We start from the raw sequence: 23,615 nt of genomic DNA, 5'->3' as shown, positions 1-23,615 counted from the left end.
ATTTTTTGCCACGAATGCTGATAAGCTGGACAGACTTTCTTGATTCAATCTATTCGGACAGGACCCGAAATATCACAAAGCCGCTTAAGTTTTGTCCCAAATTTATGTATCATAGTAGGAAGGCGAAAATATATTGGCTTCAAAGGAGAACATACATTATGGCATTGGACGGAATCGTAACCCGCGCTATCGTACACGAGCTGCAAAGCATTCGGGGCGGGCGCATTAACAAAATACATCAGCCAAACGATCACGATATGGTGCTGAATATGCGGGCACAAGGCGGGAGCATAAAGCTGCTGCTGTCGGCTAATCCGACATTTCCGCGTGTACACTTTACAGAACAAAGCTTTCTCAATCCGACAGAAGCGCCTATGTTTTGTATGCTTCTGCGCAAGCATTGTGAAGGAGGCATCATCGAGAACATTACTCAGGTAGGCATGGAACGCATCATTCACATGGATGTGCGCCAGCGCGACGAGCTCGGTGACATTTCACTCAAGCGGATTATCATTGAGCTGATGGGCAGGCACAGCAACATTATTTTGCTCGACCCGGAAACAGGCGTTATATTGGACGGCATCCATCATGTCACACCATCGATTAGCAGCTATCGGGTCATTATGCCCGGCTTTCAATACACGGAGCCTCCTGAACAAAACAAGCTGAATCCGCTGGAAACGGAAGAAAACTCCTTCTCCTCCTCGTATCAAACAGCTATGGAGGCGGGAGAAGCACCCAAACGCTGGATTGTAAATACTTTTACCGGAATCAGCCCCCTCATCGCCGAGGAAATACTGGCCCGAGTATCCAACAAAGCAACTGACGACGATCATCGTCAGCTATGGAGTACATTCAGTCACATGATGGATGACGTGCGGAATCATCATTTTCAGCCAGTATCCGGTTTGAACGCACAGGAAAAAGCAATCTTTTCAGTCATTCCTCTTACATTGATTCAGGGAGAACGCAAGGAATACGCTACGATCAGTCAATGTATGGAGGATTTTTTCGGTGAAAAGGCAGAAAGGGATACGGTCAAGCAAAAGGTCAGCGACCTTCTGCGTTTTCTGCAAAATGAGCGGAGCAAAAATGTGAAAAAACTCGACTATCTCCATCAGGATTTGGCCGAGGCGGAAGATGCCGATCAATTTCGCATTTACGGGGAGCTGTTGTTCGCTTCGCTGCATGAAGTAAAAAAGGGCGACAAAGAAGTGACGCTTACCAATTTTTATGATGAGGAACAGCGTCAGCTAACAATCCCTCTGGACCCGTTACTGGGCCCATCGGATAATGCGCAGCGGTATTTTAAAAAGTACAACAAATATAAAAACAGTCTGGCTGTCATAGACGAACAATTGGAGAAGACACACGAAGAAATCAGATATATGGACAATCTGCTTCAGCAGTTAGCTCATGCCTCCATGAACGACATTGAGGAAATACGTGAAGAACTGGTACAGCAAGGCTATCTTAGAGACCGGGTCAAAAAAGGGAAGAAAAAGAAGAAAAACGACCGTCCTACCTTGCACGTGTATACGTCATCCGAAGGCATTGAGCTACTGGTTGGCAAAAACAACCTGCAGAATGAATATGTCACCAACCGTCTGGCCGGGCCGAATGACACCTGGCTGCATACAAAGGATATTCCAGGTTCACACGTTGTTATTCGTGCTGAGCAATTCGGGGATGCCACGTTGGAGGAGGCAGCTCAGCTTGCTGCCTACTTTAGCCAGGCCAAGCAGTCCAGCAGCGTGCCTGTAGACGCCACCCTGATTCGCCATGTGCGCAAGCCCAGCGGAGCCAAACCGGGCTTTGTCATCTATGATCATCAGCGCACGCTCTTTATCACACCAGATGAAGAGCTGGTCAAATCGCTGCCCAACCGCATCAAAAACAGCTAGCGTTCTCCAGGCTACCGCCATCGTAAAACAGCCAAAAAAATAGACCAACCAGCAATTACTGGCTAATCTGATAATACGAAAGCCCCTTGTCTAATGTCGGGTACACTTCATGTGTGTTCCCATCCATAAGGCAGGGGCTTTTCCTTTATTTTTGTTCAGCAGCAGCCTTCCTCAATTCCTGAACGACCTGATCATCCACACTGCGACCACCCAGATCACCGTGGAAAATAACACCTTGGCGTGCACCGTGAAAATCCGATCCGCCAGTCGCAATAAGCCCGTAGTGCGCTGCCATTGCTGCATATCGTTTCTCGGCCACAGCATCATGGTCCGAATGTCGTACCTCCAGCCCCGCAGGCTTCGCTTGCTCTATAATGGAGCGAACCAGCCCATCATCCTCGTACAACCCGGGGTGGGCGACCACAGGTACTCCTCCTGCTTCACGAATCCAGCTTATAGCCTCCGCAGGTTCTACACGGGGCACAGACACGTAGCCGGGTGCCCCCTCTGCCAAATAACGGTCGAACGCATCCCGCATGTCCTTCGCATATCCTTTTTGAACCAGCGTATCCGCCATATGCGGACGTCCAATACTTTCATCCGGTGCAAGCGGTCTGCCCATCGTAGCCACCACCTCTTCCAGGGTGATGTCCACGCCCAGGCTCCGCAATCGACTCAAAATCAAATCATTGCGGGTATCCCTCGCCTGACGCAGCTTTTCCAACCGCCCCAAAAACTCTTTATTATGGTAATCCATATAATAACCGAGTATATGAATATCCTTGCCGCCAGCCCGTGTACTGATTTCTACGCCCGGTATCACGGTAATTCCTGTACGCCGCCCCTCCTCAAGAGCTTCCTCCAGCCCAGCCACCGTATCATGGTCTGTAATGGCCACACCCGCCAGCCCTTTTTCCATAGCCCAGCGCACATTATCCGCAGGTGGCTGCATACCGTCAGATGCTTGAGTATGTGTATGCAAATCATATCGTTTCAAGTGGGTCTGCTCCTTCATTGCACGTTCTCCTCTTCTTTCATCCCTGCCAGCCCATCCACCGGGTCGCCGAACACGTCCCCTCCCTGATCGTGACGACGCAAGTAAGACAGGAAGGTCACGACCGGAATCGGCAGCAACGCCGACTTCAGATGAATGGCGTAAAATTCTCGTTTGAAGGTGATATCTGAAATATTAACGATTTTCAACAATCCGAGCGCAACCTCATGCTTCACCGAAGAAGGCGACAGCATTGTAATCCCGAGTCCAGCTTCTACCGCTGATTTGACCGCTCCAGTGCTGCCCATCTCCATAACGATAGAAAGTCGGGAGGCATCTACACCACGACTTTTCAGTCCGTCCTCTATGACCTGACGTGTACCAGATCCTTTTTCTCTCGCTATAAAAGGATGCTTAAACACATCCTCCAGCACTACTTTTTTAGCCTTGGCCAGTACATGTCCCGAAGGAACAATTAGTTTCAGCTCGTCCTGCATCACCGTCTCCACCACAATATCCGGATGCTGGACCGGGGCCTCGATTAGTCCTAAATTCAACTGGTGCTTTAGTATATCATCCATAATTTGAGTCGTATTCATCACATTCATTGCCATGCGTATATGAGGGTACTCCTGACCAAACGGCCCCAACATTCTTGGCACAATATATTCACCAATCGTAAGGCTGGCGCCAATATGCAATCTTCCCTCCAGCATGTGGGTAAAAGCAGACATCGCCTCGTCTGCTTCCCGGATCAGTTCCATGCTTTTTTTGGCAAAAGGCAGTAATGTTGCTCCCGCCTCCGAAAGCTCGATTTTTTTAGTCGATCGGTGCAACAGCTTTGTACCAAAATAATCTTCCAATGTCTGAATTTGCATGGTCACGGCAGGTTGCGTCATATGCAGCGCTTGCGCCGCCGCCGAGAAGCTCCCTCGCTCCGCGACCGTATAAAAGATGTGCAGCTGATGAAAGTTCATACTGACCGCCCTTTCCCCACTCTAGTCTCCCTATTTTAACATAAGAAAAACATCTGTTCACGAATTACCAAGAAAACTCACCGAAATGGGCGGTTTTATTCTTGTGCAATCCATACAAAATAAAAAAAGTATGCAGCGATACCTGCATACTTATACATACCTGACAGCACTCCAATGAGTTTGAAGACTTTTTCATCAGAACCGTCTGATTTATTACCGACTATATTTATCGACTATTTTTGCTTGCGAGTGCTTTTCATTAGTGTCATACGCCGCGAATGGCGTAACCATGAATAGTAGGACTTCAAGTCCCTTAATTCAATCGTCTCTGACATCCGGCCCAAAAAGGTAATGACAATCATCTTGTGGAGCGGATTCCCCGCAATATCCATCTCGCCTGGCAACTCACCAAATTCGGCCACGACGACCAGATCACCATCAATTAAATATACATCCTCTTCGTTATGATAGTAGGACTCCATCCTATTTTGCTTCAGACATTCCCAAAGCCAGGCGGCGATATGATTCGTCTCGGACTGTTTCTGCTCTACCCGATCTAAGTAACGTGTTTTTGCATGATTTGTAATCACGATATCAGCGACTTTTTTATCACCCATCTCTACGTAGAACGGTTCGTATGTACTCCATCGCTGCATTGCCTTGTCACGCACGGGATCACTCTCCCCACCATATAGGTCTTTATATCTACCAATATATTCATATGTTACCTCAACAGACCCGGGACTACAAGTTACAAAATTGAAGTTTATGACTGGTTTTAAAGATTTTTTAGGTCTAACAGCATTAAGCCATATTATGCAAAAGTCCTGACTTTATAAAAAAAAGCCAGCCCGCAGGCCGACTTTTTTATAAATTTACAACTTATAACATTCGAAGATTATATTTCATATTCCTTCATATTTTCCTTATCGTCGTTATACTCCGTCCTAATCTCATTTCGGAAAGAGCGTTCGACCTTGCGCACATAGGAAAGTCTGCGAATATTTTTGACGGTATCCTCTGCCCGATCCGCATTCATATAAATAACTACATAATGCATGCGCCTTGAAATGTAGTGGACATTCCCGTATTTCTCCAAATTGCGGGCAGCCTTGATATCGCTTACCCAAATGATGTACCCTGTCCGCTCGGCAAACATTCGCTTCATCTCCCCTCCGTCGCTATCATCCCTATGGCCTATCCGCAGGAGCACTTGCCTCCGCTACCGCATCCACCCTTTTTCACATTCGGATCATTGCTTGGGACCTTAATCGTGTCGGACACGGAATATGCAATCGTTTCGGACATTGCATGAAGCATATCATCCAACGCCTTTTCCGCCCGTTTGAACTCCACAACTTCCTGGAATTGTTCCAGTTCCAGCTCAACGACCTTCACTGCGTCCTTCGCTTCGTGATAGTTCGGGTGAAAATGTCCAAAACGCTCCGTTTCCGCGAATAACTCCTTTTGGGCATCCAGCTTGCGCACACACGCCTGAATAGACGGGTTCTGTTCCACACGCTGCTTCCAATATAAATAATTCGATACCTCGAAGGATCGGTTGACCATATCGCCCAATTCATAGGCGTTAATAAGCACTTCTGCCATATTGACCGTATTCAATTCGGCTACGCTCATGAATGTTCATCTCACTTTATATAAATTTCTACCTAGTAAAGTAGACTCATTCATCATACCACATCCTCCTTTTGAGAAGAAGGAGTTTCATGCACTTCCCGGCTCTACGATGTAAAAGGAACCAGCAGCCGCATATCTGACCATTCACCTGGCTGCAGGGTTGCGCGAGCTGGCGCTTTAGCACCTTCTTCAGAGGCATACCAGCCTATGACACTCCACGGTTCGCCGGGAATCACCGATTCCGGTATCCATTTAACCTCTGCCCCACCGATTCGCAGTCCCACCGCTGTCTGCCAAAGAATCGCTTGTTCGATCAGCTGCCGGGCCGTGGACACATGATAGCTTCTCCATTCTTTTGTCCATGAGGAGGGCACAGCGGAGCTTTCTGGAAAATAGTCGAGCGGATCAGGCAGCGTGTGCTCCCGCTCATAAAAGTGCAGTGTTCGTCCGGTATAAACCAGACCTGCTCTCCCCTCCTGGGAAAATGTGAACTCGGCTGTGCCATCATTTACCGTTATATCATTCGGGCGAATTTCACTGTCAGGACTGCCTGAGCTTATATGCTCTGTTTCCGCTATCAACGGATAACGGTGAATGGGCTCGTCCACACCTTCCAGCTCCCGGCGTGGACTCAATCCAATTGCAGCAAGCGTCTTGCGGATTTTGGCAACCGAGCGGGCCGGAATAATAAAATCCCGTTCGCCGATCCGTTCAAGCAGCCCTTCCAGCCCGGGATGGCGTGCAACAGTATCTGCATCGTCATGTGTACCACAGCGCAGGAGTGTTACCGTCGCAAATGCCGTTCGTCCGACATCACCAGCCCACTGTTCCACAGCCACACGCACATGATCAGGTACACCTGTCCGGCTGTGCTGATCCAGAAAGGCAAAAATCGCTTTCGCCTCCATGCCCAGTTCAATTGCTTCTGCAACACTTTCTCTCGTAATACGGTATACTGCCATCCGATCTCCTGTCACGCGTTCACAGCAGCATTCCAGCCGCCAGCGAACATTATAAGCTACATCCGGTGGCACCAATATTTCAAAATCCGGCTGTATGTAAAAGGTCCCCTGCTCTTGATGCCCGACCTCATCCTTATATAGCCGAAGCATATCCAGCGGGCATACATGCCAGCGAAAGCACACTTCGCCCAATGCGTTTAGTCCCCAATCGCCCATTCCAAAAGCGGTCAGGGCCTTCAGCCAGCCTTTAATCTCATCCATGTCATGTTCGCTAAAGTTAAATTCAATAGCCATGCCATCCTCAAATGCTTCAGAACTTCCGGATGCAGCAGCAAGTTCCAAAGGGGCACTAGTTTGGGAGCCCGTTCTGCTCAGGCTCTCCTGTGAGATTAGCCCTATCTGAAGCATCCATTGCAGCAATGACTTGACAGCCAGCCAGCCCTCAGCTCCTGCATACTGGGAGGCAGCGCACAGCATGTATCGAAAATGCTGCATAGACGTTTCGGCCCTGCCGTATCTTTCCATGAGTGTAATAAAGATATGCTTGCGCATTTGCCAAGCAGACAAATGAATCCAAGCTGCCAGCTCCGTTTCCTGAATACGAAAGGATACCGCTTCCTTTACCAGCAGCCCCAGGCTCAGCAGCAAATCCATCATTACCGCCGTTTGTACCGGATACTGATCGGTGTGCGCGTACTGCAGTCCAAGCCCCACCAAATCCTCTGGACGGAAGGGGGTCAGTTCGTTCATTTTTTGCAATGATCGCTTATGTATGGTTCCTTTGGCCGTCAGAGGAACTCCCTGCTTCGCAATACGTGACAGCACGTGCAGCAGCTCTGCCTCCAGTCCTGTCTTTGCTTCATGTACAGTCACTGGATGATCTGTATGCATCATATTCATCGTACTTTGCTCTAACAACATATCGTACAAATCAGGTAGCCGATGAACCGGGATATATAAAATGCGTTCCCCCCACGATTTGGTAACGGCCTCCATCCAGCCTCGGGCACGCAATCCATGGAGTGCCAGCTTCGTTTCGACTCCGCTTAACATTCCCCGGGTAAGCTGCAAAGGCTCTTCTTCCTTCATGGGCTGTCCAGCGTACCGGATAAAACATTGTGTAAGCACCAACAGTTCATCCGAAGTTAGCTCCTTCCAGTCGCCTTTCGTGTTCGTTACGCCCATCCTAGATTACGCCTCCTTTTTCTTTCCACCATCTCCAGCCTCATCATCCAGGCTTCCCATAGCCTCTGTGGGACTGAATCTGCGAACTGCATATTCATAGCCCTGCTCAATCAGAAACAGCTGACGACGGGCTGCAAAATCGGTCTCCCTGCTATTCTCTGTCACCAGTGCATAAAAATAAGCTTTATTCTCACCGGGCTTCGGCCGTAAAATGCGGCCAAGTCGCTGCGCCTCTTCCTGACGGGAGCCGAAACTGCCTGATACCTCTATAGCTACAGCCGCATCCGGCAAATCCACCGCAAAGTTCGCCACTTTGGATACGAGTAAGGTCCGGATGGTTCCCTTGCGGAACGCATCGAACCACCGTACCCGCTCACTCTGACTCATAGCCCCGGTAATCAATGGCACGCCCAGCTCCCGAGCCAATGAACGCAATTGGTCCAAATATTGACCGATGATAAGCGTAGGCAGACCGCTGTGCCGCTGCATCAGGCTACGTACCGCTTCCAGCTTGGCCGGATTTTCGGCCGCAATCCGGTACTGCTGTCTGCCCTCGGCACGCATACTGCGTTCCAGCAGTTCAGCTGTCATCGGAAGCCGCAGCTCCACACAATCGACCTGAGCAATCCAGCCCTGTCCCTCCAGCTCCTTCCAAGGCATATCGTACCGCTTGGGTCCAATCAAAGAGAACACATCCCGCTCACAGCCGTCCTCGCGAACCAGCGTGGCCGTCAATCCCAAACGACGGGTGGCCTGAATATCTGCCGTCGCCCGGAAGACTGGCGCGGGCAGCAAATGCACCTCATCGTATACAATAAGTCCCCACTTCCGCTCACTCAGCAGCTTCATATGCTCAAAGTCCCCGTCTTTGCTGCGACGATGTGTCAAAATCTGGTAGGTTGCCACCGTAATCGGGCGCACCTCTTTTTTCTGACCACTGTATTCCCCGATCGAATCGGCCGGAATATCCGTCTTTTGCTTCAATTCCCCAATCCATTGCCGGACAGAGGTGGTATTCGAGGTTAAAATAAGCACTTCACACTGAAGCCGATCCATCACCGCCATACCAATCACAGTTTTACCCGCTCCGCATGGAAGCACCAGCACACCGCTGCCCCCCAAGCCGTCAGCTCCTTCAAACGCATCAGCGGCCTCTACTTGATAATCACGGAGCTGCAACGCCGCTTGTCCCTGTCCCAAGGAAAAATGGAGCTGATTTCCCTCAAGATATCCGGCCGTATCCACAACCGGATACCCCAATCGAGTACATTCCTGCTTGAGCAAGCCACGGTTTTCAGGCGGTACAGAAGCGCTTAGCTCACCGATGCGAAGCAACCCAAGCTGCTTCAGCTCCTTTTTTACCAGTAGCTCTTCTAATAAAGCTGGGGTGTTCGCTGTCAGGATCAAGCAATCCCCCATTGTATAACTGTTCACCGCACCCGTCTCCACTTCCTCACTTGTCTCATGCTCAACAAGATATGCGTTAACAATATCTGCGCTATAAGTATGCACTTCTTCCGTTCTCGTCCGTGACAGCGTCAACGTTCCGTATCGAGAAACGAGCTGTTCAATATCCTTCAATAAATCACGCGGGATATCCCAACGGGATATGGACTGCAAACTATTTTGAATGTCCTCAGCACTCCATCCGAGGGTAGCCGCATTCCACAGAGACAATGGAGTGATGTGATATGTATGAAAAGCAGACGGGCTTTTAACCAGCTCCGCGTAAACCTGCAACTGTGAACGAGCATACTCCGAATGAGGCAAGCCCATTTCCAGCAGGATGGTAAAATCGCGTTGTACAATACAAGGATATTCCTGATTCATAGTTACCTCCCGTTAATCTAACCCAACATCATTTTAACTTTATATCATAAACAGCTTGTCCGATTATCCGCAGACCAACCGGAATAGCAAGAAGTTCAACCCCTATTCGGATTGAACTTCTAAGCAATGCTAACCTTATTTTTCTTCTAGTGAACCTGTTCGGAAATTTGGCTAAGGGCCTCACCGGCATTATCTGCAAATATATTACGTACAGCCAAGTCACCAATCGAAACAATCCCGATCAGACGATCTCCTTCGGTTACAGGCAAACGGCGGATTTGCTGCTCTGCCATCAGCTCGGCTGCTTGGTCGACCGACATGTCCGCTCTGGCTGTGCGAATACCTGTCGTCATAACCGTATCGACCGCGCTGGAGCCGGAATGCTTGGCCGCATAGCCGCGTACGACAAGGTCACGGTCTGTTATTACACCGATCAGTCTGTCACTGCCTTCCCTTTCCACAACCGGAATAAAACCAGTATCATTGTCCTTCATTTTAACTGCAACCTCATAAATATTGTCCTGTGGGGTCACCGTTATGCATTCTTTAGTCATAACTTCCTGAACCTTTTTCATGGGTACTCCCTCCTTTTCAAGAGTAGGTTACCCCATTTTATTAAGCTCATACTCCGATTTAACCCATTCCCGATTCAACTCACATTTGGCTAGTAACTCTAAACATCTGTCCCTGCATTTCGTTCTGCTGCATATCCGGTGGACATCGCAATAAACAAACGAACCGCATGGATCATGGCATCCTCATCAAAATCAAATTTGGGGTGATGATGCGGATACTCCGCATTTTTAGCTGGGTTCCCCGCCCCCACGAACATGAAGCAGCCTGGAACACGTTCCAAATAATAAGCAAAATCTTCAGCAGGCATCAGCTTCGCCGCCTCTTTTACATTCCCGTCACCAAACACAGGTCGTGCTTCCTTAAAGAAACGAGAAGCCTCATGCGCATCATTCACAACAGGCGGATATCCCATAATATAGCGGATCTGTGCTGTTGTACCGTATGTTGCAGCTGTAAGCTCTGTCACCGCATGCAGCCGTTCTTTCATCACAGTGCGCGTTTCCTCATCGAACGTACGGATCGTTCCACTCAAGCGGCAGGTTTCCGCGATCACATTTTGCGCGAAGCCTCCTTGAATTGTCCCCACCGTCAGCACAGCCGGTCGCAACGGGTCGACTGAACGACTGACGATACTTTGCAGCTGCATTACGAGAGCTGAACCGGCCACCACACTGTCATGAGAGGACTGTGGCATACCACCATGTCCACCCTTACCTGTAATTTCAATATAAAAATCATCAGCAGCCGCCATCAGCGGCCCTGCACAGCTAGCAGCGGTCCCGACCGGAAATGGTGTCCACAAATGAATGCCATAAATGACATCCACGCCTTCCAGCACACCCTCTTTGATGACATTAACCGCACCGCCAGGCAGTAATTCCTCTGCAGGCTGGAACAGCAACCGGATTTCACCTGCCAGCTCGTCACGGTTCAGACTGAAATATTGTGCCGTTCCCAACAATATGGATGTATGTCCGTCATGTCCGCAAGCATGCATAGCCCCATCCACGCCCGAGCGATATTCACAATCCTTTTCATCCTGAATCGGAAGAGCATCCATATCTGCACGCAGCATCACAACAGGTCCGGGCTTGGCACCACGAATCGTACCTACAACACCGTGTCCTCCGACCTGACGGCGAACCTCTATTCCCCAACTCTCCAGCTTATCCGTCACAAAAGCAGCCGTGTTGCTTTCCTGAAAAGAAATTTCGGGATTCTTATGTAAATATCTGCGCCACTCCACCATATGTGCTTGCAATTGATCAAACCAGGACTTGTCTGTAGAATGTTGTGCCATTTTGCTCCACCTCTCCTTTTAAAGCACCGGGCAAATTCCCGATTTCCGATAAATCTTGCAGCTTCATTGCGTATGCGCGCTGCCTCAGGCCTTCATTATTTATCCTATTGTAACAGATATGAAATTGTTGCGATATCTGTTGCTCCATGGAGGTTGCAGAAGCCTAACAAACATACTATGATAAATGGATAAACGATAAAAAGATAACGTCTGCGAGGAATGCACCTTGCGGCGAATACCGGGGGAAGCTGATATGAGAAATACGAAGCCGGAGGCTCGAAGAAGAGGCACACCGGATTTCCAATTGCTGATCCTCACTTTGTTGCTTGTTGGATTCGGTGTAATCATGGTATTTAGCGCCAGCTCCAGCGTAGCTCTGCTAAATAAAGATACCAATTTTGACTCTTTATATTTTGTGAAGCGCCAGTCGGCATTTGCTGTACTTGGGCTTTTCATTATGTTGGTAGCTATGAATATCAAAATGGAAAAATATAAAAAGCTTTTTGTGCCTTTGTTCTTCATAACCATACTATTGCTGGTTATCGTTCTTTTCACCGGCTCTCTTAACGGCGCAAAAAGCTGGATCAGGTTTGGCAGTGTTGGATTCCAGCCGACGGAGCTTGCGAAAATCTCCATTATTCTTTACTTATCCGCACTGATCGTTAAAAAAGGGGATCGCTTTAGAGACTTGCGGACTGGCTACATACCTGTAACCGTCATTGTGGGCTTTGTTGCAGGACTCATCATGCTTCAGCCTGACCTTGGCTCCTGCTTCATTCTGGTAGCCACCAGTGGCTTGATTATTTATGCCGGAGGAGCCAGCATCAAGCATATTACGGCATCAGTTGCTCTGCTCGTGTTGGGTGCTTCCATCGTTTTTGGCATAGGATCGTTGTTTGGAGATTCCGGCGCAGATGGACAAGCTGTAGCGAAGCAAGATTACAAAGTTGGACGTTTTCAAGCCTTTCTCAATCCCATGGAACATAAACAGGGTGTCGGATATAATCTGGTGCAGTCCCTGCAAGCCATAGGTGACGGCGGTCTAAGCGGATCAGGATTTGGCAAAGGCATTATCAAGCTTCACTATTTGCCTAATTCATTTAATGATTTTATTTTCTCCGTCATTGGCGAAGAATTCGGATTTATCGGAACAGCCATCTTTCTGATGCTATATTTGTATTTCATTTGGCGTGGAATGCTTATCGCCCTTCGTTGCCATGATCCGTTCGGGACGCTGGTGGGTACAGGCATTATGGGATTGATCGCCATTCAGGCATTCATTAATATCGGTGGCGTAACACAGACGATTCCAATTACCGGGGTAACGCTTCCCTTTATCAGCTTTGGTGGTTCTTCTCTGCTCGTGATGATGTTTTCTATGGGCATCATGCTTAGTATTTCCCGTGAAAACACCAAGCAGGCGGTACAGGAACGCACGACAGGCGTAGCTATCCGCAACGAAGTACCCAACCGCTTCCAAGCCCGTAGAACCAACCGTTATCGTTAAAAAAAGAACTTCCATGGACCACCTGCACAGTGGCTTTGGAAGTTCTTTTTGTATATGTACGGGACCATCTGCATAATGCTCTTACTGTAAGTCCACAAACAAAAACTGGCGATGCTACAACCGCCAGCTTTCATGTTCTTATTCTATCCGTTAGATCCTTTTATACCGCGTCGTCCTTGAAGGCAACACCTTCTACTTTTACGTTCACTTCCACGACCCGCAAACCCGTCATGCTTTCGACGGCTTCTCGCACATTTTGCTGAAGTATTCGGGACACTTCATGAATAGGTGTTTCGTAAACCACGATAATACGCAGATCAATGGCAGCTTCGAGCTGTCCGACCTCCACAGATACGCCTTTTTGCACATTTTTACCGCTCAGCCTTTTGGCCCAGCCTTCTGATAAGCCGCCTGACATTGCAGCAATGCCTGGTGTCTCTAGTGCGGCCATCCCCGCAATTTTACCTACGACATCGTTGGAAATCTTGATGTTTCCTGCTTCCAGTTGTTGAATTTGCTCTGCCATGACCTATGTCCCCCTTCATGCATCCTTTATTTGTATTGTAAAGCCTCTGCCACTGCAAATGCAAACCTTACGTATGAAAAACGACTTTCGTTTACAACCTATACCATTTTGGGTATATTAATTTAGAAAATCCGTACAAGTGACAGCATTCATCAAACTTGTACATATCTATGGATATCGAGGTGCTCTTCATTGAAAAAATGGTTATCTCCCGCTTTGCTTATAGCGACATTTGCTCTTAGTGCAGTCGCTCATTACACGCATTGGAACGCGATCGCCCAATTCATCATTTGTGCGGTCGCTGTCGTGTTCGTAGCTGGTTTTCTCGGCAGAGCGACCGAAAGCGTAGCACATTATGCCGGACAACGTCTGGGTGGATTTTTAAATGCCACCTTTGGCAACGCAGCCGAACTGATCATCGCCATCTTTCTGGTCAAAGAAGGTCTTTACGATATGGTAAAGGCTAGTCTTACCGGCTCCATCATCGGCAATCTGCTGCTGGTCCTCGGAGCGAGTCTGTTCGCTGGCGGATTGAAATACAAAGTGCAAAATTTCAATGTATCACTGGCCTCACTAAGCGGCTCGCTGATGATTGTGGCTGTTATCGCTTTATTCGTCCCGGCTGTCTTTTTGAATACACATGTCATCACAGATAACGAATCAGACACGCTCAGTCTCATTGTAGCCGGCACGCTCATTGTCGCGTATATTGCGTGGCTGATTTTTTCCATGATTACGCATAAGGACTATTTGGACGATGTGACCGAACAAGAGGATGAAGAATTGCCGCATGAGCATGCTCCGGTGTGGTCAAGAAACAAGTCCATTCTCTATCTGTTGCTGGCTACCGTCATGGTCGCGTTTGTCAGCGAATGGCTGGTAAAGACACTGGAGGTATTTACGGTTCAGTTTGGGCTCAGTGAACTGTTCGTAGGTGCGTTCCTTGTCGCGATTATCGGGAATGCGGCCGAACACAGCGCCGCCATTTTGCTGGCCATGAAAAACAAAATCGGCGCATCCGTCGAAATCGCAGTGGGCAGCAGCCTGCAAATTGCGCTATTTGTAGCCCCTGTACTGATTTTTGTCAGTTACTTTATGGGAAACACCATGAATATCGTGTTCACCACCGTTGAGCTGGTGGCGATTGCTGTCTCTGTATTTATTGCCAAGTCCATTACGCAGGACGGTTCAACGAACTGGTATGAAGGTCTGATGCTGCTTGTGGTGTATGTATTTTTAGGCGTATCCTTCTTCCTCGTGTAAACACAACATCGCGCTTCATTTGATCTTCTGATCACTGTTGCCCTTGAATTTTTTATGATGAGGTAACCCCTTAAACGCTTAAAATTCAAGGGCAAAGGTGAACGCTTACGCTGGGCTCGTGCCCATTTCATATGTAAAGGCATCAAAAAAAAGCATGCTCTCAGACTCCGCATGCTCTCATTCATTCAAACCGTCTTTCTAATTGGCCTTATTGTTCATGGCCTCATATAGAATAGCCAGATTGCGTTCCAGCTCACTGACCAGCTGTTTACCTACCATTTCCGGAAGAAGTCCAGCGCGAACCGCAAAATCCACTTCCTTGGAAAATCCGTACATCTGAGTATCCAGCACTTCCTCATAGAGAGGGCAATAACGGGTTGCCAGATTCTCCATCTGTACTTCAATAAGCTTCTTTATTTTATCTGCATCTTCCTGAAGCAGATTAATGGCCTTGATATTCAATTGTTCCTGCAAATCAGATGAAGTCATGGATTCTTCCCCCCTATGTCTCAATGTCGCACAAGACGTCCTAACCTTAATATTAGACCAAATTGCAGGCTAATACAAGAACCTGACAAAAAAAGCATCCCTACAGTTACAGGTAGGGATGCTTCTGCTTATGAATAAAGTTAGGAGGCTACTGAAATGTGCAGTCCGTGCTTCTTGAATACCTCAATAATTGCTTCTTTGGCTTCCTCAGCATCAGGCCCGTGAACATGCAGTTCATAACTGTGGCTGCTGACCAAGGTCGTAAACAAGCCCAGTATACTTTTCACATCAATATACTTATTTTCGGAATGAAGGACGATGGAAGAAGTGAATTTGCTCGCCGTCTGTGCAATTTCAACAACCGCCGCATTATTGTTGGACATCGTAAGATCCCTCGCTTTACTGGATTGTCATGTATCATTGCTCATTCATTATGATACATTGAAATCGCTTTCTCAGCAAGAAGGGATATCGTTATTTCAAGTTTTCAGGATTTAACGGCTCCAGTTCAGGAAGTACAAAAATACCATCCTTACGGATCAGAACATCATCAAAGTAAATCTCACCGCCGCCATATTCCGGACGCTGAATCAATACCAAATCCCAATGAATCGAAGACCGGTTACCGTTATCCGCTGTTTCATAAGCTTGACCCGGTGTAAAATGCAAGCTTCCAGCAATCTTCTCATCAAACAGAATATCCTTCATCGGATGTAAAATGTGCGGGTTAAACCCGATCGCAAACTCACCAATATAGCGTGCTCCCTCGTCCGAATCCAGAATATCATTCAGTCGTTTCGTATCGTTGCTCGTTGCTTCCACGATTTTACCATTTTCAAAACGGAATTTGACATTCTCGAAGGTGATGCCATTATATAATGTTTGCGCATTATAGCTAATGGTTCCGTTAACGGAGTCACGTACAGGCGCACTGTAGACTTCACCATCTGGAATATTGCATTGACCCGAGCATTTAACGGCCCCGATTTGCTTGATTGAGAAATTCAAGTCCGTACCTGGCCCTTTGATCCGCACCTTGTCTGTCCGATTCATCAGGTCTGCCAGTGCATCCTGTGCTTTGTCCATTTTAGCGTAGTCCAGATTGCACACATCGAAATAAAAATCTTCGAACGCTTCTGTGCTAATGTTCGCCAATTGAGCCATGCTGTCATTCGGATAACGCAGTACGACCCATTTTGTATGCTTCACCCGTTGCTCGCTATGTACCGCATGCTGATAGATGGAATTATACATTTTCATTTTTTCTTCTGGTACATCTGACAGATCATTTACATTTTCTCCTGCGCGAATCCCAATGTAGCAATGCATTTGCTTCATCCGGTTGAGGTCAATTTCAGCCCAGGTTTCCAGCATTTCCTTTGTCGCATGGCGAAGCATGGCACTCTGTACTTTACGGTCCGTAAGCTGAACAAAGACATTGCCGCCTTTTTTGCCCACTTCATGAATGATGGCGTTAAGCAAATCGCGCTCCCCACCGATCATTTCAATCAGCACATTTTCTCCTGGCTGCACTTCAACTGAGTATCCTACCAGGTTTTCCGCCAATTTAAGTATTCTGGGATCTTTCATGAATTGTCTCTCCTTCTCTATTTCAATCTTTTTGAACAATGGTTAATTCAAAATCCATTGTATCATGCCCGCCCCGTTACTTGTAGTCCTCAAAAGCAACTCTGGTAATTAGTGCTTCTTCATGCATTTCTTCATTCGCTTCCTGCCTGGAAATTCGGCAATCCGATGATAGCTTCAAGGGTAAGCCCGTTTGGCGATCTATAGTCAAATGATACACAGCCTGCACAACGGAATGCTCCAGCTGGCGGTTCAGTTCTTCGTAGCTTTGCACCCATACTTGGTTCAGCTTTTGTTGCACCTCTTGATTTGAACCTTTATGCTTCGTGTCTAATATCACAATTTGATCATTTATTGTTCTCATTTCTTTCATTAAGCGTTCTTTCAACCAAAGCTTTGCCGAGGTGGGTTCTGGCTCAATCCGCACCACCCAGGTTCCCCTTGCAGCACTGGCCTCCATACGAATCGTCTTATTTAGCGTGTTTAGATCCTCCAGCTCCTGAATCGGATTAAAGCGATCTAACATGCCTTCACCAGCCACAGCGTTATAACCGGATGCCAGTGCATTCCATTTTCCATGCTGACGAACAAAACGTGCATGTGTTACTTCCTGACCGAATTTTCCTTTTTTTAGTGCAGCATAGTCACCACGCTTACGAAAGACCTCCGTAGAGCCCCAGTCCATGACCAGTTCATCGTGATTCCTTACTATCCCACGATATTTAAACTGTTTATACATAGGCAGACCGTTGCCGACTCTAACTCCAGTCCTTCCATTAAACGTTAGCATCTCTTTGCCCGCTATTCCTGCAACGGCTCTTTTAAAAATCTGCTCAGGTGTATTTTGCCGTTCCATTAGCGCGCAACCACTCAACAAACCCATCACAAGAAATATACAGACCATCATAACCCATTGTTTTCGCCAATGCATCCCATCATCCGCCTGTTCTATCCCGAACATCACTGAATCCTTGAGTAAGCATTCTACTCTGAGGCAGTCATGTTACCTGGTTTACTTATTCGTGGTAAGGCTAGCTTCATTTATATGCACGTTAAAGCTACGATTAGGATTTCCTGTCTGCAATGAGTTATGCAAGACAAAAAAAGAGAACATTCCCGAAGGAGCATTCTCTATGCACTGCCTGCATGATCAATAACGATTCGATTACGTCCTTCATTTTTCGCCTTATACAGCGCCATATCCGCGCTATAAAACAAAGATTCAATGCTGATCTGCTCGTCCAGCCAATTCCATTCAGCAATCCCGCAGGAAACAGTCACACGAGGCTCGGTTTCATGCTGTACGCGGTAACGTATCTTTTCGGCATATTGGAGCGCCTGCTGTACGCCCAGTTGTGGCAAATAGATAGCAAGCTCCTCGCCGCCCCATCTAGCACATACATCCTCATCACGGGTCGTGGAACGAACGATATCACTGACGCTTTTCAAAATTTTGTCACCCGTCTGATGCCCATACGTATCATTCACTTGTTTGAATTGATCAATATCCACCAAAATAAGCGATCCGCAGAAATCCTTTTCTTGATGCTGCTGTATAAATTGATCCACATAATGACGTACATACAGACCGGTTAACATATCCATATTGGCCAACCGTCGCACCTCAGCATGCAGCATAGCATTGGTTACCGCCAGCCAGATGTGGGGGGCCAGCATTTGCAGCATCTTGTAATTATCATATGAGAAAAAGTTCGGAAGCTTGCTGGACAATAGTATTACTCCCATGGGAGTACCGCTGGTTTTCATAGGTACAGCCATCAAAGATAGGGAGCCCGTCAAATCCATTAACTTTGAGGATATCTTCCCTTCTTTTCTATAGTCTGACACAATAACAGGATCACCTGTTTTACACACTAATCCAGCAAACCCTTCATCACGAGGATAACTGTGCAGCCTTACACTTTCCACATTGCTCGACGTGACCTTATAATAACTTTCTTCCTGATCAAGCTGCACAATACAGCAAAAGTCAGCCATGAACATTTTCAATAGCTCCTGCATGGCAAACTCAAACACTTCATTTAACTTCAGACTTTGATTTAAGCGCTGAACCAGCTCATTAATGAGACGCAATTCATGAATAAGTATATTCGATTGCTCCAGTAGCTTGGCATTTTCAAATGCAGTGCCAGCTGTATCCGCCATCATAGCGATCAGTTCTATATCTACTTTGTTCATACTATCCGAACCCGATGGAAAAATCATATGGAAAACACCGTATACACCCTGCTTCCCACGTAACGGAATGCCGATTTCAGTCACTTCATTTTGCAAGCCAACAGGCTCATTGACTGCCATTTGCCCTTTCATAAATGCACGCACACATATATCCTCGTCCCGTTCATGCAGAAGCAATGGTTTGACCTTTGGATTGCGACTGTGCCGATCCTGACTCATATACAACGTAATATCCACTTGGGGAAAGAAATAGGCGATGCTATCAAATACTTCGTCCAGCACGCCTTCCACATCAATTTTGTCATGCATCCGTTTTACAATCTGAAATAAAATAGAGCGACGTCTACCTTCACGATCACTTCGATTCTGCACTCCAAGAACATCTTCCATAAATATATACTCAAACTTCGAATAAAAGCAGGATCTAAAATGTAAAGCAGCCGCCAACAAAGCATCCTGTTCAGCAAAAACATGTTGTGCGGACCGTGTAAAACGAAGAAAGGCAAAAGGATCACTCTTGTGATTTCGGCAAAGTATGGGAACCATGTATACAAATGCAAGGCTTCCGTCGCGGAGTGTGCGCTGGCTCACTTTTATCTCTCTGGAAAAGCAGCAACGTTCAACTAAGCCCAAATCCTCATTATCGTCCTCTTCCCTACCAGCAACCCGAACGCCTGTAAAATTAAAAACAGCAGTATCTTCTTCGTTAATCCAGGATATACCATTGCTCTGCTGTAACCAGTTCCGATATCCTTGGACAAGAAGCTGGTCAATATAGGGGAAGTCATAGGGTGTCATATCCATCTTCTGGAGCCAGGCGATAGACGTATATCCTTTATCATCAAACAGCGGAGCACCGCTAGCCTGGACTGTTGTACCGTCAAGCGTTTGCTGATCCGTTGTTGAAAATTCCGACATATTAAGGCGCTCCTTCACAGCAAAATTAGCTGTACCAAGACAGCGGCTATACACCACTATAGCTCGTAGTATGCTCTATTTTACTCTCAACTTTAGAAATTTGCATCCATTTTTCAGAAATTCGTCCCACTTTTTTAGTTCTTAAGCCCTATCGACAAATTCTGACGTTTTCATTCTTTTTCTCTTCTTGACATTGACCCACTCTTACATATAATATATATTATTGAAAAAGACTGTGCGGCAGAATCATCTACTGTGCGGATCTTAAATTTTGGGCGTAACAGTTTGTGTCACCCTCATCTTTTTTGTTGCTGACAGGACAGCGGCTGAACTTTTCTGTCAGTAGTGCGTCTCACCTTGATTGGTAGCGCCGAACAAATTGGAGCGCAAAGAGAGCCCCAACTCAAATTTTAATTATGAAGGAGTTAACTCTATAATGGCACGTTACACTGGTCCTAAATTTAAATTAAGCCGTCGTCTCGGTATTTCCCTGAGCGGCACAGGCAAAGAATTGAAACGCCCTTTCCCTCCGGGACAACATGGTGCAAACCAACGGAGAAAAATCAGTAACTATGGTATGCAACTTCAAGAGAAACAAAAGCTGCGTCACATGTACGGCTTGGGTGAAAAACAATTCCGTACCCTGTTCAACAAAGCTCAACACATGCACGGTATCGCTGGTGAAAACTTCATGTTCTTGCTGGAAAGCCGCCTGGACAACCTTGTGTTCCGTCTTGGCTTTGCTAACTCCCGTGCAGGCGCACGTCAATTGGTAGCTCACGGTCACGTTACTGTGAACGGCAAAAAAGTTGACATCGCTTCTTACCAAGTAAGCCCTGGCGACGTGATCGGTCTTCGTGAAAGAAGTCGCTCCCTGTCTTCCATTAAAGAAGCTTTGGAAAACCGCAACCACTTGGTTGCTTACCTGGAGTACAATGACGCTGCTCTGGAAGGTAAATATATTCGTTTGCCTGAGCGTGGCGAATTGTCCCAAGATATCGACGAAAAACAAATCGTCGAATTCTACAACCGCTAATCCCTGCATTAGCACCAAAAAGCACCCGAACTTTGTTCGGGTGCTTTTTATATTCTCCATGCGTCTAAACTGCAATATTTTATTCAATGGGGATATATACCTTGATACTCAAATGATCAGGAAAGGAAGAATTCATCACATCCGTAATTTCAAAATCTGGCCCCTCTCTCCGTTCAAAATTAGAATTGGGAAGCCACGTGCCGTAGATGAAATTTCGTACATCCTGAACTCGTCCATTTGAGCCAGAAGCGTCAAATTCGGCATACTTCCCTGCTGGAATCTCCATATAGATAAGACCCTCTGCCAGTTCTTTCGATTCTTCCTCAACTGCCTCGCCCACCACAAATGAAAATGCACCGTCGTCTTCAAAACGACAAGCAATCCCATATGACATTCCCGGTGCGATTTTGTTCGGAATACACATAAAATATTCATTGGCTCCAAAGTGATCATAAAATCCTGGTATTTCTTCATAATGTTGCTCATTGTTAAGATTTGTTTTGTATTCATATCCTATGATTTTAATCATTTCAAGTTGTAACATCACCGGCTTGTTCACATCCAAATCTCCCTTCGTGTTTTTTTGATAATCGAGAAAATTGATCCTGCTTTGGCGAGGAAGCTCTATATCACTATTGCGGTATTTCCCGGGGGTGATGCCAAAACTCTTTTCAAAAGCCCGGGTAAATGCTTCTTGCGAGTTGTACTGATACTCCATAGCGATATCTAATACCTTTTGATGGGATTGTTTTAGCTGTGCAGCCGCCTCAGATAACCTTCTCCTTCTTATATATTGCTGCACCGTAAAGCCCGAAATCGCCTGAAAAAGCCGCTGAAAATGAAAGGCTGAAAAGCAAGCTTGTGAAGCAATCTCGGTAATTTTCAAATCCTCCCGAAGATTCAATTCAATAAACTCAATCGCGCACTGAATTCGTTTAAAATAGTCCATACAAACCTTCCTCATACTTGTTATTGTTTTGATCATCTATTCATACATCCAAATGATTCAAGCCCACACAATCCATTATGTATAATTCTGCACCTGCTTGTTTGATTATTTGTGCTAAGTTTACCACGACCTTTCACTCGGCAAAAATAAAAAGCAACGCAAAGATGCTATACAGATCTCAGCGTTGCTTGTAAATGTATTTTTAATTATCCGAGTTTGATTTTAGCAAATTTTCGTTTACCTACCTGAACAATGTCGCCTTCCTTCGGCATGTATGCTTCGTTCACATCGGTCCACTTCTCTTCATTAATTTTGACCGAACCCTGCTGAATACTGCGCTTCGCTTCACCATTAGATGCCGCAAAGCCCAGATGAGTCAGCAGTTGGATCACACGAATTCCGCCTTCTTCCAATTGATCAGCCGTCAAGGTGAACTCTTCGATATCATCAGGCAGCGCACGTTGCTGGAATACAGTCACAAAATGCTGCTTGGCTGCTTCCGCCGCTTCCTCACCATGGTACATGCGTACCAGCGTTCCGGCCAGCTTCATTTTAGCATCACGCGGATGCACTGAACCATCCTGAACACCTTTTGCCAGCTCCGCAAGCTCCTCATTGTTGATATCCGTTGCAAGCTCAAAATATTTCAGCATCAGCTCATCAGGAACGGACATGGATTTCCCGTATATTTCGTTCGGTTCCTCATCAACACCAATGTAGTTCCCCAAACTTTTACTCATCTTCTGCACGCCATCCAATCCTTCAAGCAGTGGCAGCGTGATGGTCGCCTGCGGCTCTACACCGTATTCTTTTTGCAGAGTTCTGCCCATCAGCAGGTTGAACTTTTGATCCGTTCCTCCCAGCTCAATATCGCTTTTCAGAGCTACCGAATCCATACCCTGCATCAGAGGGTAGAAGAACTCGTGAATGCTGATCGGCAAGCCGTTTTGGTATCTTTTTGTAAAATCATCCCGTTCCAGCATGCGGGCAACAGTGACCTTGGCGGACAGGGTTACCACATCAGCAAAAGACATCGGTCCCAACCATTCGGAATTGTAGTATACCTTTGTTTTATCAGGATCAAGAATTTTAAAAATTTGTTCCTTATACGTTTGCGCGTTACGCTGTACATCTTCTTCAGTCAGTTGCTTCCGGGTTTCCGATTTGCCTGTTGGATCACCGATTCTGCCTGTAAAATCTCCAATAATCAGCTGCACCTGATGCCCCAGTTCCTGAAACTGGCGCAGTTTGTGCATAACAACCGTGTGTCCGATGTGAATATCAGGTGCAGACGGATCAAGACCCAGCTTGATTTTGAGCGGCTCACCACTTACAACTGACTTGATAACCTTGCGCTTCAGCTCATCCTCTGGCACAATTTCCGCCACTCCCCGCTGAATCACATCAAGCTGTCGCTCCACCTCTGCCTGTTGCTCAGGCTTCAATTCTTCCCATTTCATCCTGCATTCCTCCTATTTATGATCCAAATATTACATATTAAACAAACCAAAAAGCCCCTTTCATCCCAAGGGACGAGAAGGAGCTGCTCGCGTTACCACCCTAATTAAAGAAACGTATGCCAAAACAAGCGTTTCTTTCACTTCATTTCTATAACGGATCTACACCCGGTACTGGATTACTATCGTCGTCTTCGCAAATCTGCAAAGGCATTGCCATTCATCCAGACAGCTCCAGACGGTAATTCAAAGATGGGACGCTACCGATTCACACCATCCATCGGCTCTCTGCACAACGTGATTCCACCTTCTACTGAA

The 23,615-nt window shown here is 46.8% G+C and carries 21 protein-coding genes and 1 other annotated feature (1 of these 22 cut by a window edge); of the genes, 4 read left to right on the top strand and 17 right to left on the bottom strand.

Going from position 1 to position 23,615, the window contains the following annotated elements; all coding sequences use genetic code 11:
- The first annotated feature begins 158 nt into the window (after positions 1-158).
- Entirely contained in the window at positions 159-1,904 is a 1,746-nt protein-coding gene (locus BAZ21_RS09095; protein ID WP_068499201.1) for an Rqc2 family fibronectin-binding protein, read from the top strand.
- A gap of 145 nt (positions 1,905-2,049) precedes the next feature.
- On the opposite strand, the gene BAZ21_RS09090 is transcribed toward BAZ21_RS09095, so the two are convergent.
- The 9 genes from BAZ21_RS09090 to BAZ21_RS09050 form a co-directional block, all read right to left on the bottom strand.
- Positions 2,050-2,919, bottom strand: a complete 870-nt coding sequence (locus BAZ21_RS09090; protein ID WP_068499199.1) for a PHP domain-containing protein — start codon at positions 2,917-2,919, stop codon at positions 2,050-2,052.
- Positions 2,916-3,875, bottom strand: a complete 960-nt coding sequence (locus BAZ21_RS09085) for a selenium metabolism-associated LysR family transcriptional regulator (protein WP_068499197.1) — start codon at positions 3,873-3,875, stop codon at positions 2,916-2,918. The genes BAZ21_RS09090 and BAZ21_RS09085 overlap by 4 nt, the downstream gene beginning before the upstream one ends.
- Before the next feature lie 233 nt (positions 3,876-4,108).
- On the bottom strand, positions 4,109-4,546 hold the full coding sequence (locus BAZ21_RS09080) for a hypothetical protein (RefSeq protein WP_025717787.1): 438 nt from the start codon (positions 4,544-4,546) through the stop codon (positions 4,109-4,111).
- A gap of 227 nt (positions 4,547-4,773) precedes the next feature.
- Positions 4,774-5,034 carry a YlbG family protein gene (locus BAZ21_RS09075; RefSeq protein WP_068499195.1) on the bottom strand — a complete coding sequence of 87 codons (261 nt, stop codon included), beginning with the start codon at positions 5,032-5,034 and terminating at the stop codon, positions 4,774-4,776.
- Positions 5,035-5,072: 38 nt separating this feature from the next.
- Positions 5,073-5,513, bottom strand: a complete 441-nt coding sequence (locus BAZ21_RS09070) for a YlbF family regulator (RefSeq protein WP_068499194.1) — start codon at positions 5,511-5,513, stop codon at positions 5,073-5,075.
- Between the two features lie 104 nt (positions 5,514-5,617).
- Entirely contained in the window at positions 5,618-7,660 is a 2,043-nt protein-coding gene (locus BAZ21_RS09065; RefSeq protein WP_068499192.1) for a helicase-associated domain-containing protein, read from the bottom strand.
- Between the two features lie 6 nt (positions 7,661-7,666).
- Positions 7,667-9,490, bottom strand: coding sequence for a DNA repair helicase XPB (locus tag BAZ21_RS09060; RefSeq protein ID WP_068499190.1), 1,824 nt, complete (start codon positions 9,488-9,490; stop codon positions 7,667-7,669).
- Between the two features lie 146 nt (positions 9,491-9,636).
- A complete protein-coding gene (locus tag BAZ21_RS09055; protein WP_068499187.1) occupies positions 9,637-10,065 on the bottom strand; it encodes a CBS domain-containing protein in 429 nt (142 codons plus the stop codon).
- 98 nt (positions 10,066-10,163) lie between these two features.
- On the bottom strand, positions 10,164-11,366 hold the full coding sequence (locus BAZ21_RS09050) for a M20 metallopeptidase family protein (protein ID WP_068499185.1): 1,203 nt from the start codon (positions 11,364-11,366) through the stop codon (positions 10,164-10,166).
- 253 nt (positions 11,367-11,619) lie between these two features.
- Between BAZ21_RS09050 and ftsW the strand changes: the two genes are divergently transcribed.
- Positions 11,620-12,873, top strand: coding sequence for a putative lipid II flippase FtsW (gene ftsW, locus BAZ21_RS09045; protein ID WP_068499183.1), 1,254 nt, complete (start codon positions 11,620-11,622; stop codon positions 12,871-12,873).
- A gap of 160 nt (positions 12,874-13,033) precedes the next feature.
- On the opposite strand, the gene BAZ21_RS09040 is transcribed toward ftsW, so the two are convergent.
- Positions 13,034-13,399 (bottom strand): Asp23/Gls24 family envelope stress response protein, encoded by a 366-nt coding sequence (locus BAZ21_RS09040; protein ID WP_007431026.1) that lies wholly within the window; start codon positions 13,397-13,399, stop codon positions 13,034-13,036.
- A 192-nt stretch (positions 13,400-13,591) separates the two neighbouring features.
- Here BAZ21_RS09040 and cax point away from each other — a divergent pair, with 192 nt between their 5' ends.
- Positions 13,592-14,662: a calcium/proton exchanger gene (gene cax / locus BAZ21_RS09035; RefSeq protein WP_068499181.1), complete on the top strand. Its 1,071-nt coding sequence runs from the start codon at positions 13,592-13,594 to the stop codon at positions 14,660-14,662.
- A 198-nt stretch (positions 14,663-14,860) separates the two neighbouring features.
- Here cax and BAZ21_RS09030 read toward each other — a convergent pair whose 3' ends face one another.
- From BAZ21_RS09030 to BAZ21_RS09010, 5 genes are all read right to left on the bottom strand, one after another.
- Positions 14,861-15,151, bottom strand: coding sequence for a YlaN family protein (locus BAZ21_RS09030; protein ID WP_007431028.1), 291 nt, complete (start codon positions 15,149-15,151; stop codon positions 14,861-14,863).
- A 140-nt stretch (positions 15,152-15,291) separates the two neighbouring features.
- Entirely contained in the window at positions 15,292-15,534 is a 243-nt protein-coding gene (locus tag BAZ21_RS09025) for an HPr family phosphocarrier protein (RefSeq protein ID WP_068499179.1), read from the bottom strand.
- Positions 15,535-15,625: 91 nt separating this feature from the next.
- Positions 15,626-16,741 carry an aminopeptidase gene (locus tag BAZ21_RS09020; protein WP_068499176.1) on the bottom strand — a complete coding sequence of 372 codons (1,116 nt, stop codon included), beginning with the start codon at positions 16,739-16,741 and terminating at the stop codon, positions 15,626-15,628.
- Positions 16,742-16,817: 76 nt separating this feature from the next.
- Complete coding sequence (locus BAZ21_RS09015; RefSeq protein WP_176718129.1) at positions 16,818-17,669, bottom strand: hypothetical protein; 852 nt, start codon at positions 17,667-17,669, stop codon at positions 16,818-16,820.
- 200 nt (positions 17,670-17,869) lie between these two features.
- A complete protein-coding gene (locus tag BAZ21_RS09010) occupies positions 17,870-19,855 on the bottom strand; it encodes a sensor domain-containing diguanylate cyclase (protein WP_068499174.1) in 1,986 nt (661 codons plus the stop codon).
- A gap of 436 nt (positions 19,856-20,291) precedes the next feature.
- On the opposite strand from BAZ21_RS09010, the gene rpsD reads away from it, so the two are divergent.
- On the top strand, positions 20,292-20,891 hold the full coding sequence (gene rpsD, locus BAZ21_RS09005) for a 30S ribosomal protein S4 (protein WP_068499172.1): 600 nt from the start codon (positions 20,292-20,294) through the stop codon (positions 20,889-20,891).
- Positions 20,892-20,970: 79 nt separating this feature from the next.
- On the opposite strand, the gene BAZ21_RS09000 is transcribed toward rpsD, so the two are convergent.
- Together BAZ21_RS09000 and tyrS are read right to left on the bottom strand one after the other, a co-directional pair.
- On the bottom strand, positions 20,971-21,840 hold the full coding sequence (locus tag BAZ21_RS09000) for an AraC family transcriptional regulator (protein ID WP_068499170.1): 870 nt from the start codon (positions 21,838-21,840) through the stop codon (positions 20,971-20,973).
- A gap of 206 nt (positions 21,841-22,046) precedes the next feature.
- Positions 22,047-23,300 (bottom strand): tyrosine--tRNA ligase, encoded by a 1,254-nt coding sequence (tyrS, locus tag BAZ21_RS08995; protein ID WP_068499167.1) that lies wholly within the window; start codon positions 23,298-23,300, stop codon positions 22,047-22,049.
- 65 nt (positions 23,301-23,365) lie between these two features.
- Positions 23,366-23,615 (bottom strand) — a binding site (T-box leader) (it continues 18 nt past the right edge of the window).

The sequence above is a fragment of the Paenibacillus kribbensis genome (genome assembly GCF_001705305.1).
Lineage (GTDB): Bacteria > Bacillota > Bacilli > Paenibacillales > Paenibacillaceae > Paenibacillus > Paenibacillus kribbensis_B.
Note: the sequence above shows the minus strand (reverse complement) of the source record. Positions and strands in the feature narration are given on the sequence as shown.

Bases quoted from the DNA above. Each gene is read 5' to 3' on its own strand.
- BAZ21_RS09065 (WP_068499192.1), bottom strand. From the start codon at position 7,660: ATGGGCGTAACGAACACGAAAGGCGACTGGAAGGAGCTAACTTCGGAT.
- BAZ21_RS09060 (WP_068499190.1), bottom strand. From the start codon at position 9,490: ATGAATCAGGAATATCCTTGTATTGTACAACGCGATTTTACCATCCTG.
- BAZ21_RS09030 (WP_007431028.1), bottom strand. From the start codon at position 15,151: ATGACTTCATCTGATTTGCAGGAACAATTGAATATCAAGGCCATTAAT.
- BAZ21_RS09075 (WP_068499195.1), bottom strand. From the start codon at position 5,034: ATGTTTGCCGAGCGGACAGGGTACATCATTTGGGTAAGCGATATCAAG.
- BAZ21_RS09010 (WP_068499174.1), bottom strand. From the start codon at position 19,855: ATGTCGGAATTTTCAACAACGGATCAGCAAACGCTTGACGGTACAACA.
- BAZ21_RS09085 (WP_068499197.1), bottom strand. From the start codon at position 3,875: ATGAACTTTCATCAGCTGCACATCTTTTATACGGTCGCGGAGCGAGGG.
- BAZ21_RS09055 (WP_068499187.1), bottom strand. From the start codon at position 10,065: ATGAAAAAGGTTCAGGAAGTTATGACTAAAGAATGCATAACGGTGACC.
- BAZ21_RS09000 (WP_068499170.1), bottom strand. From the start codon at position 21,840: ATGGACTATTTTAAACGAATTCAGTGCGCGATTGAGTTTATTGAATTG.
- rpsD (WP_068499172.1), top strand. From the start codon at position 20,292: ATGGCACGTTACACTGGTCCTAAATTTAAATTAAGCCGTCGTCTCGGT.
- BAZ21_RS09090 (WP_068499199.1), bottom strand. From the start codon at position 2,919: ATGAAGGAGCAGACCCACTTGAAACGATATGATTTGCATACACATACT.
- ftsW (WP_068499183.1), top strand. From the start codon at position 11,620: ATGAGAAATACGAAGCCGGAGGCTCGAAGAAGAGGCACACCGGATTTC.
- BAZ21_RS09070 (WP_068499194.1), bottom strand. From the start codon at position 5,513: ATGAGCGTAGCCGAATTGAATACGGTCAATATGGCAGAAGTGCTTATT.
- tyrS (WP_068499167.1), bottom strand. From the start codon at position 23,300: ATGAAATGGGAAGAATTGAAGCCTGAGCAACAGGCAGAGGTGGAGCGA.
- BAZ21_RS09050 (WP_068499185.1), bottom strand. From the start codon at position 11,366: ATGGCACAACATTCTACAGACAAGTCCTGGTTTGATCAATTGCAAGCA.
- BAZ21_RS09025 (WP_068499179.1), bottom strand. From the start codon at position 15,534: ATGTCCAACAATAATGCGGCGGTTGTTGAAATTGCACAGACGGCGAGC.
- BAZ21_RS09020 (WP_068499176.1), bottom strand. From the start codon at position 16,741: ATGAAAGATCCCAGAATACTTAAATTGGCGGAAAACCTGGTAGGATAC.
- BAZ21_RS09015 (WP_176718129.1), bottom strand. From the start codon at position 17,669: ATGCATTGGCGAAAACAATGGGTTATGATGGTCTGTATATTTCTTGTG.
- BAZ21_RS09095 (WP_068499201.1), top strand. From the start codon at position 159: ATGGCATTGGACGGAATCGTAACCCGCGCTATCGTACACGAGCTGCAA.
- BAZ21_RS09040 (WP_007431026.1), bottom strand. From the start codon at position 13,399: ATGGCAGAGCAAATTCAACAACTGGAAGCAGGAAACATCAAGATTTCC.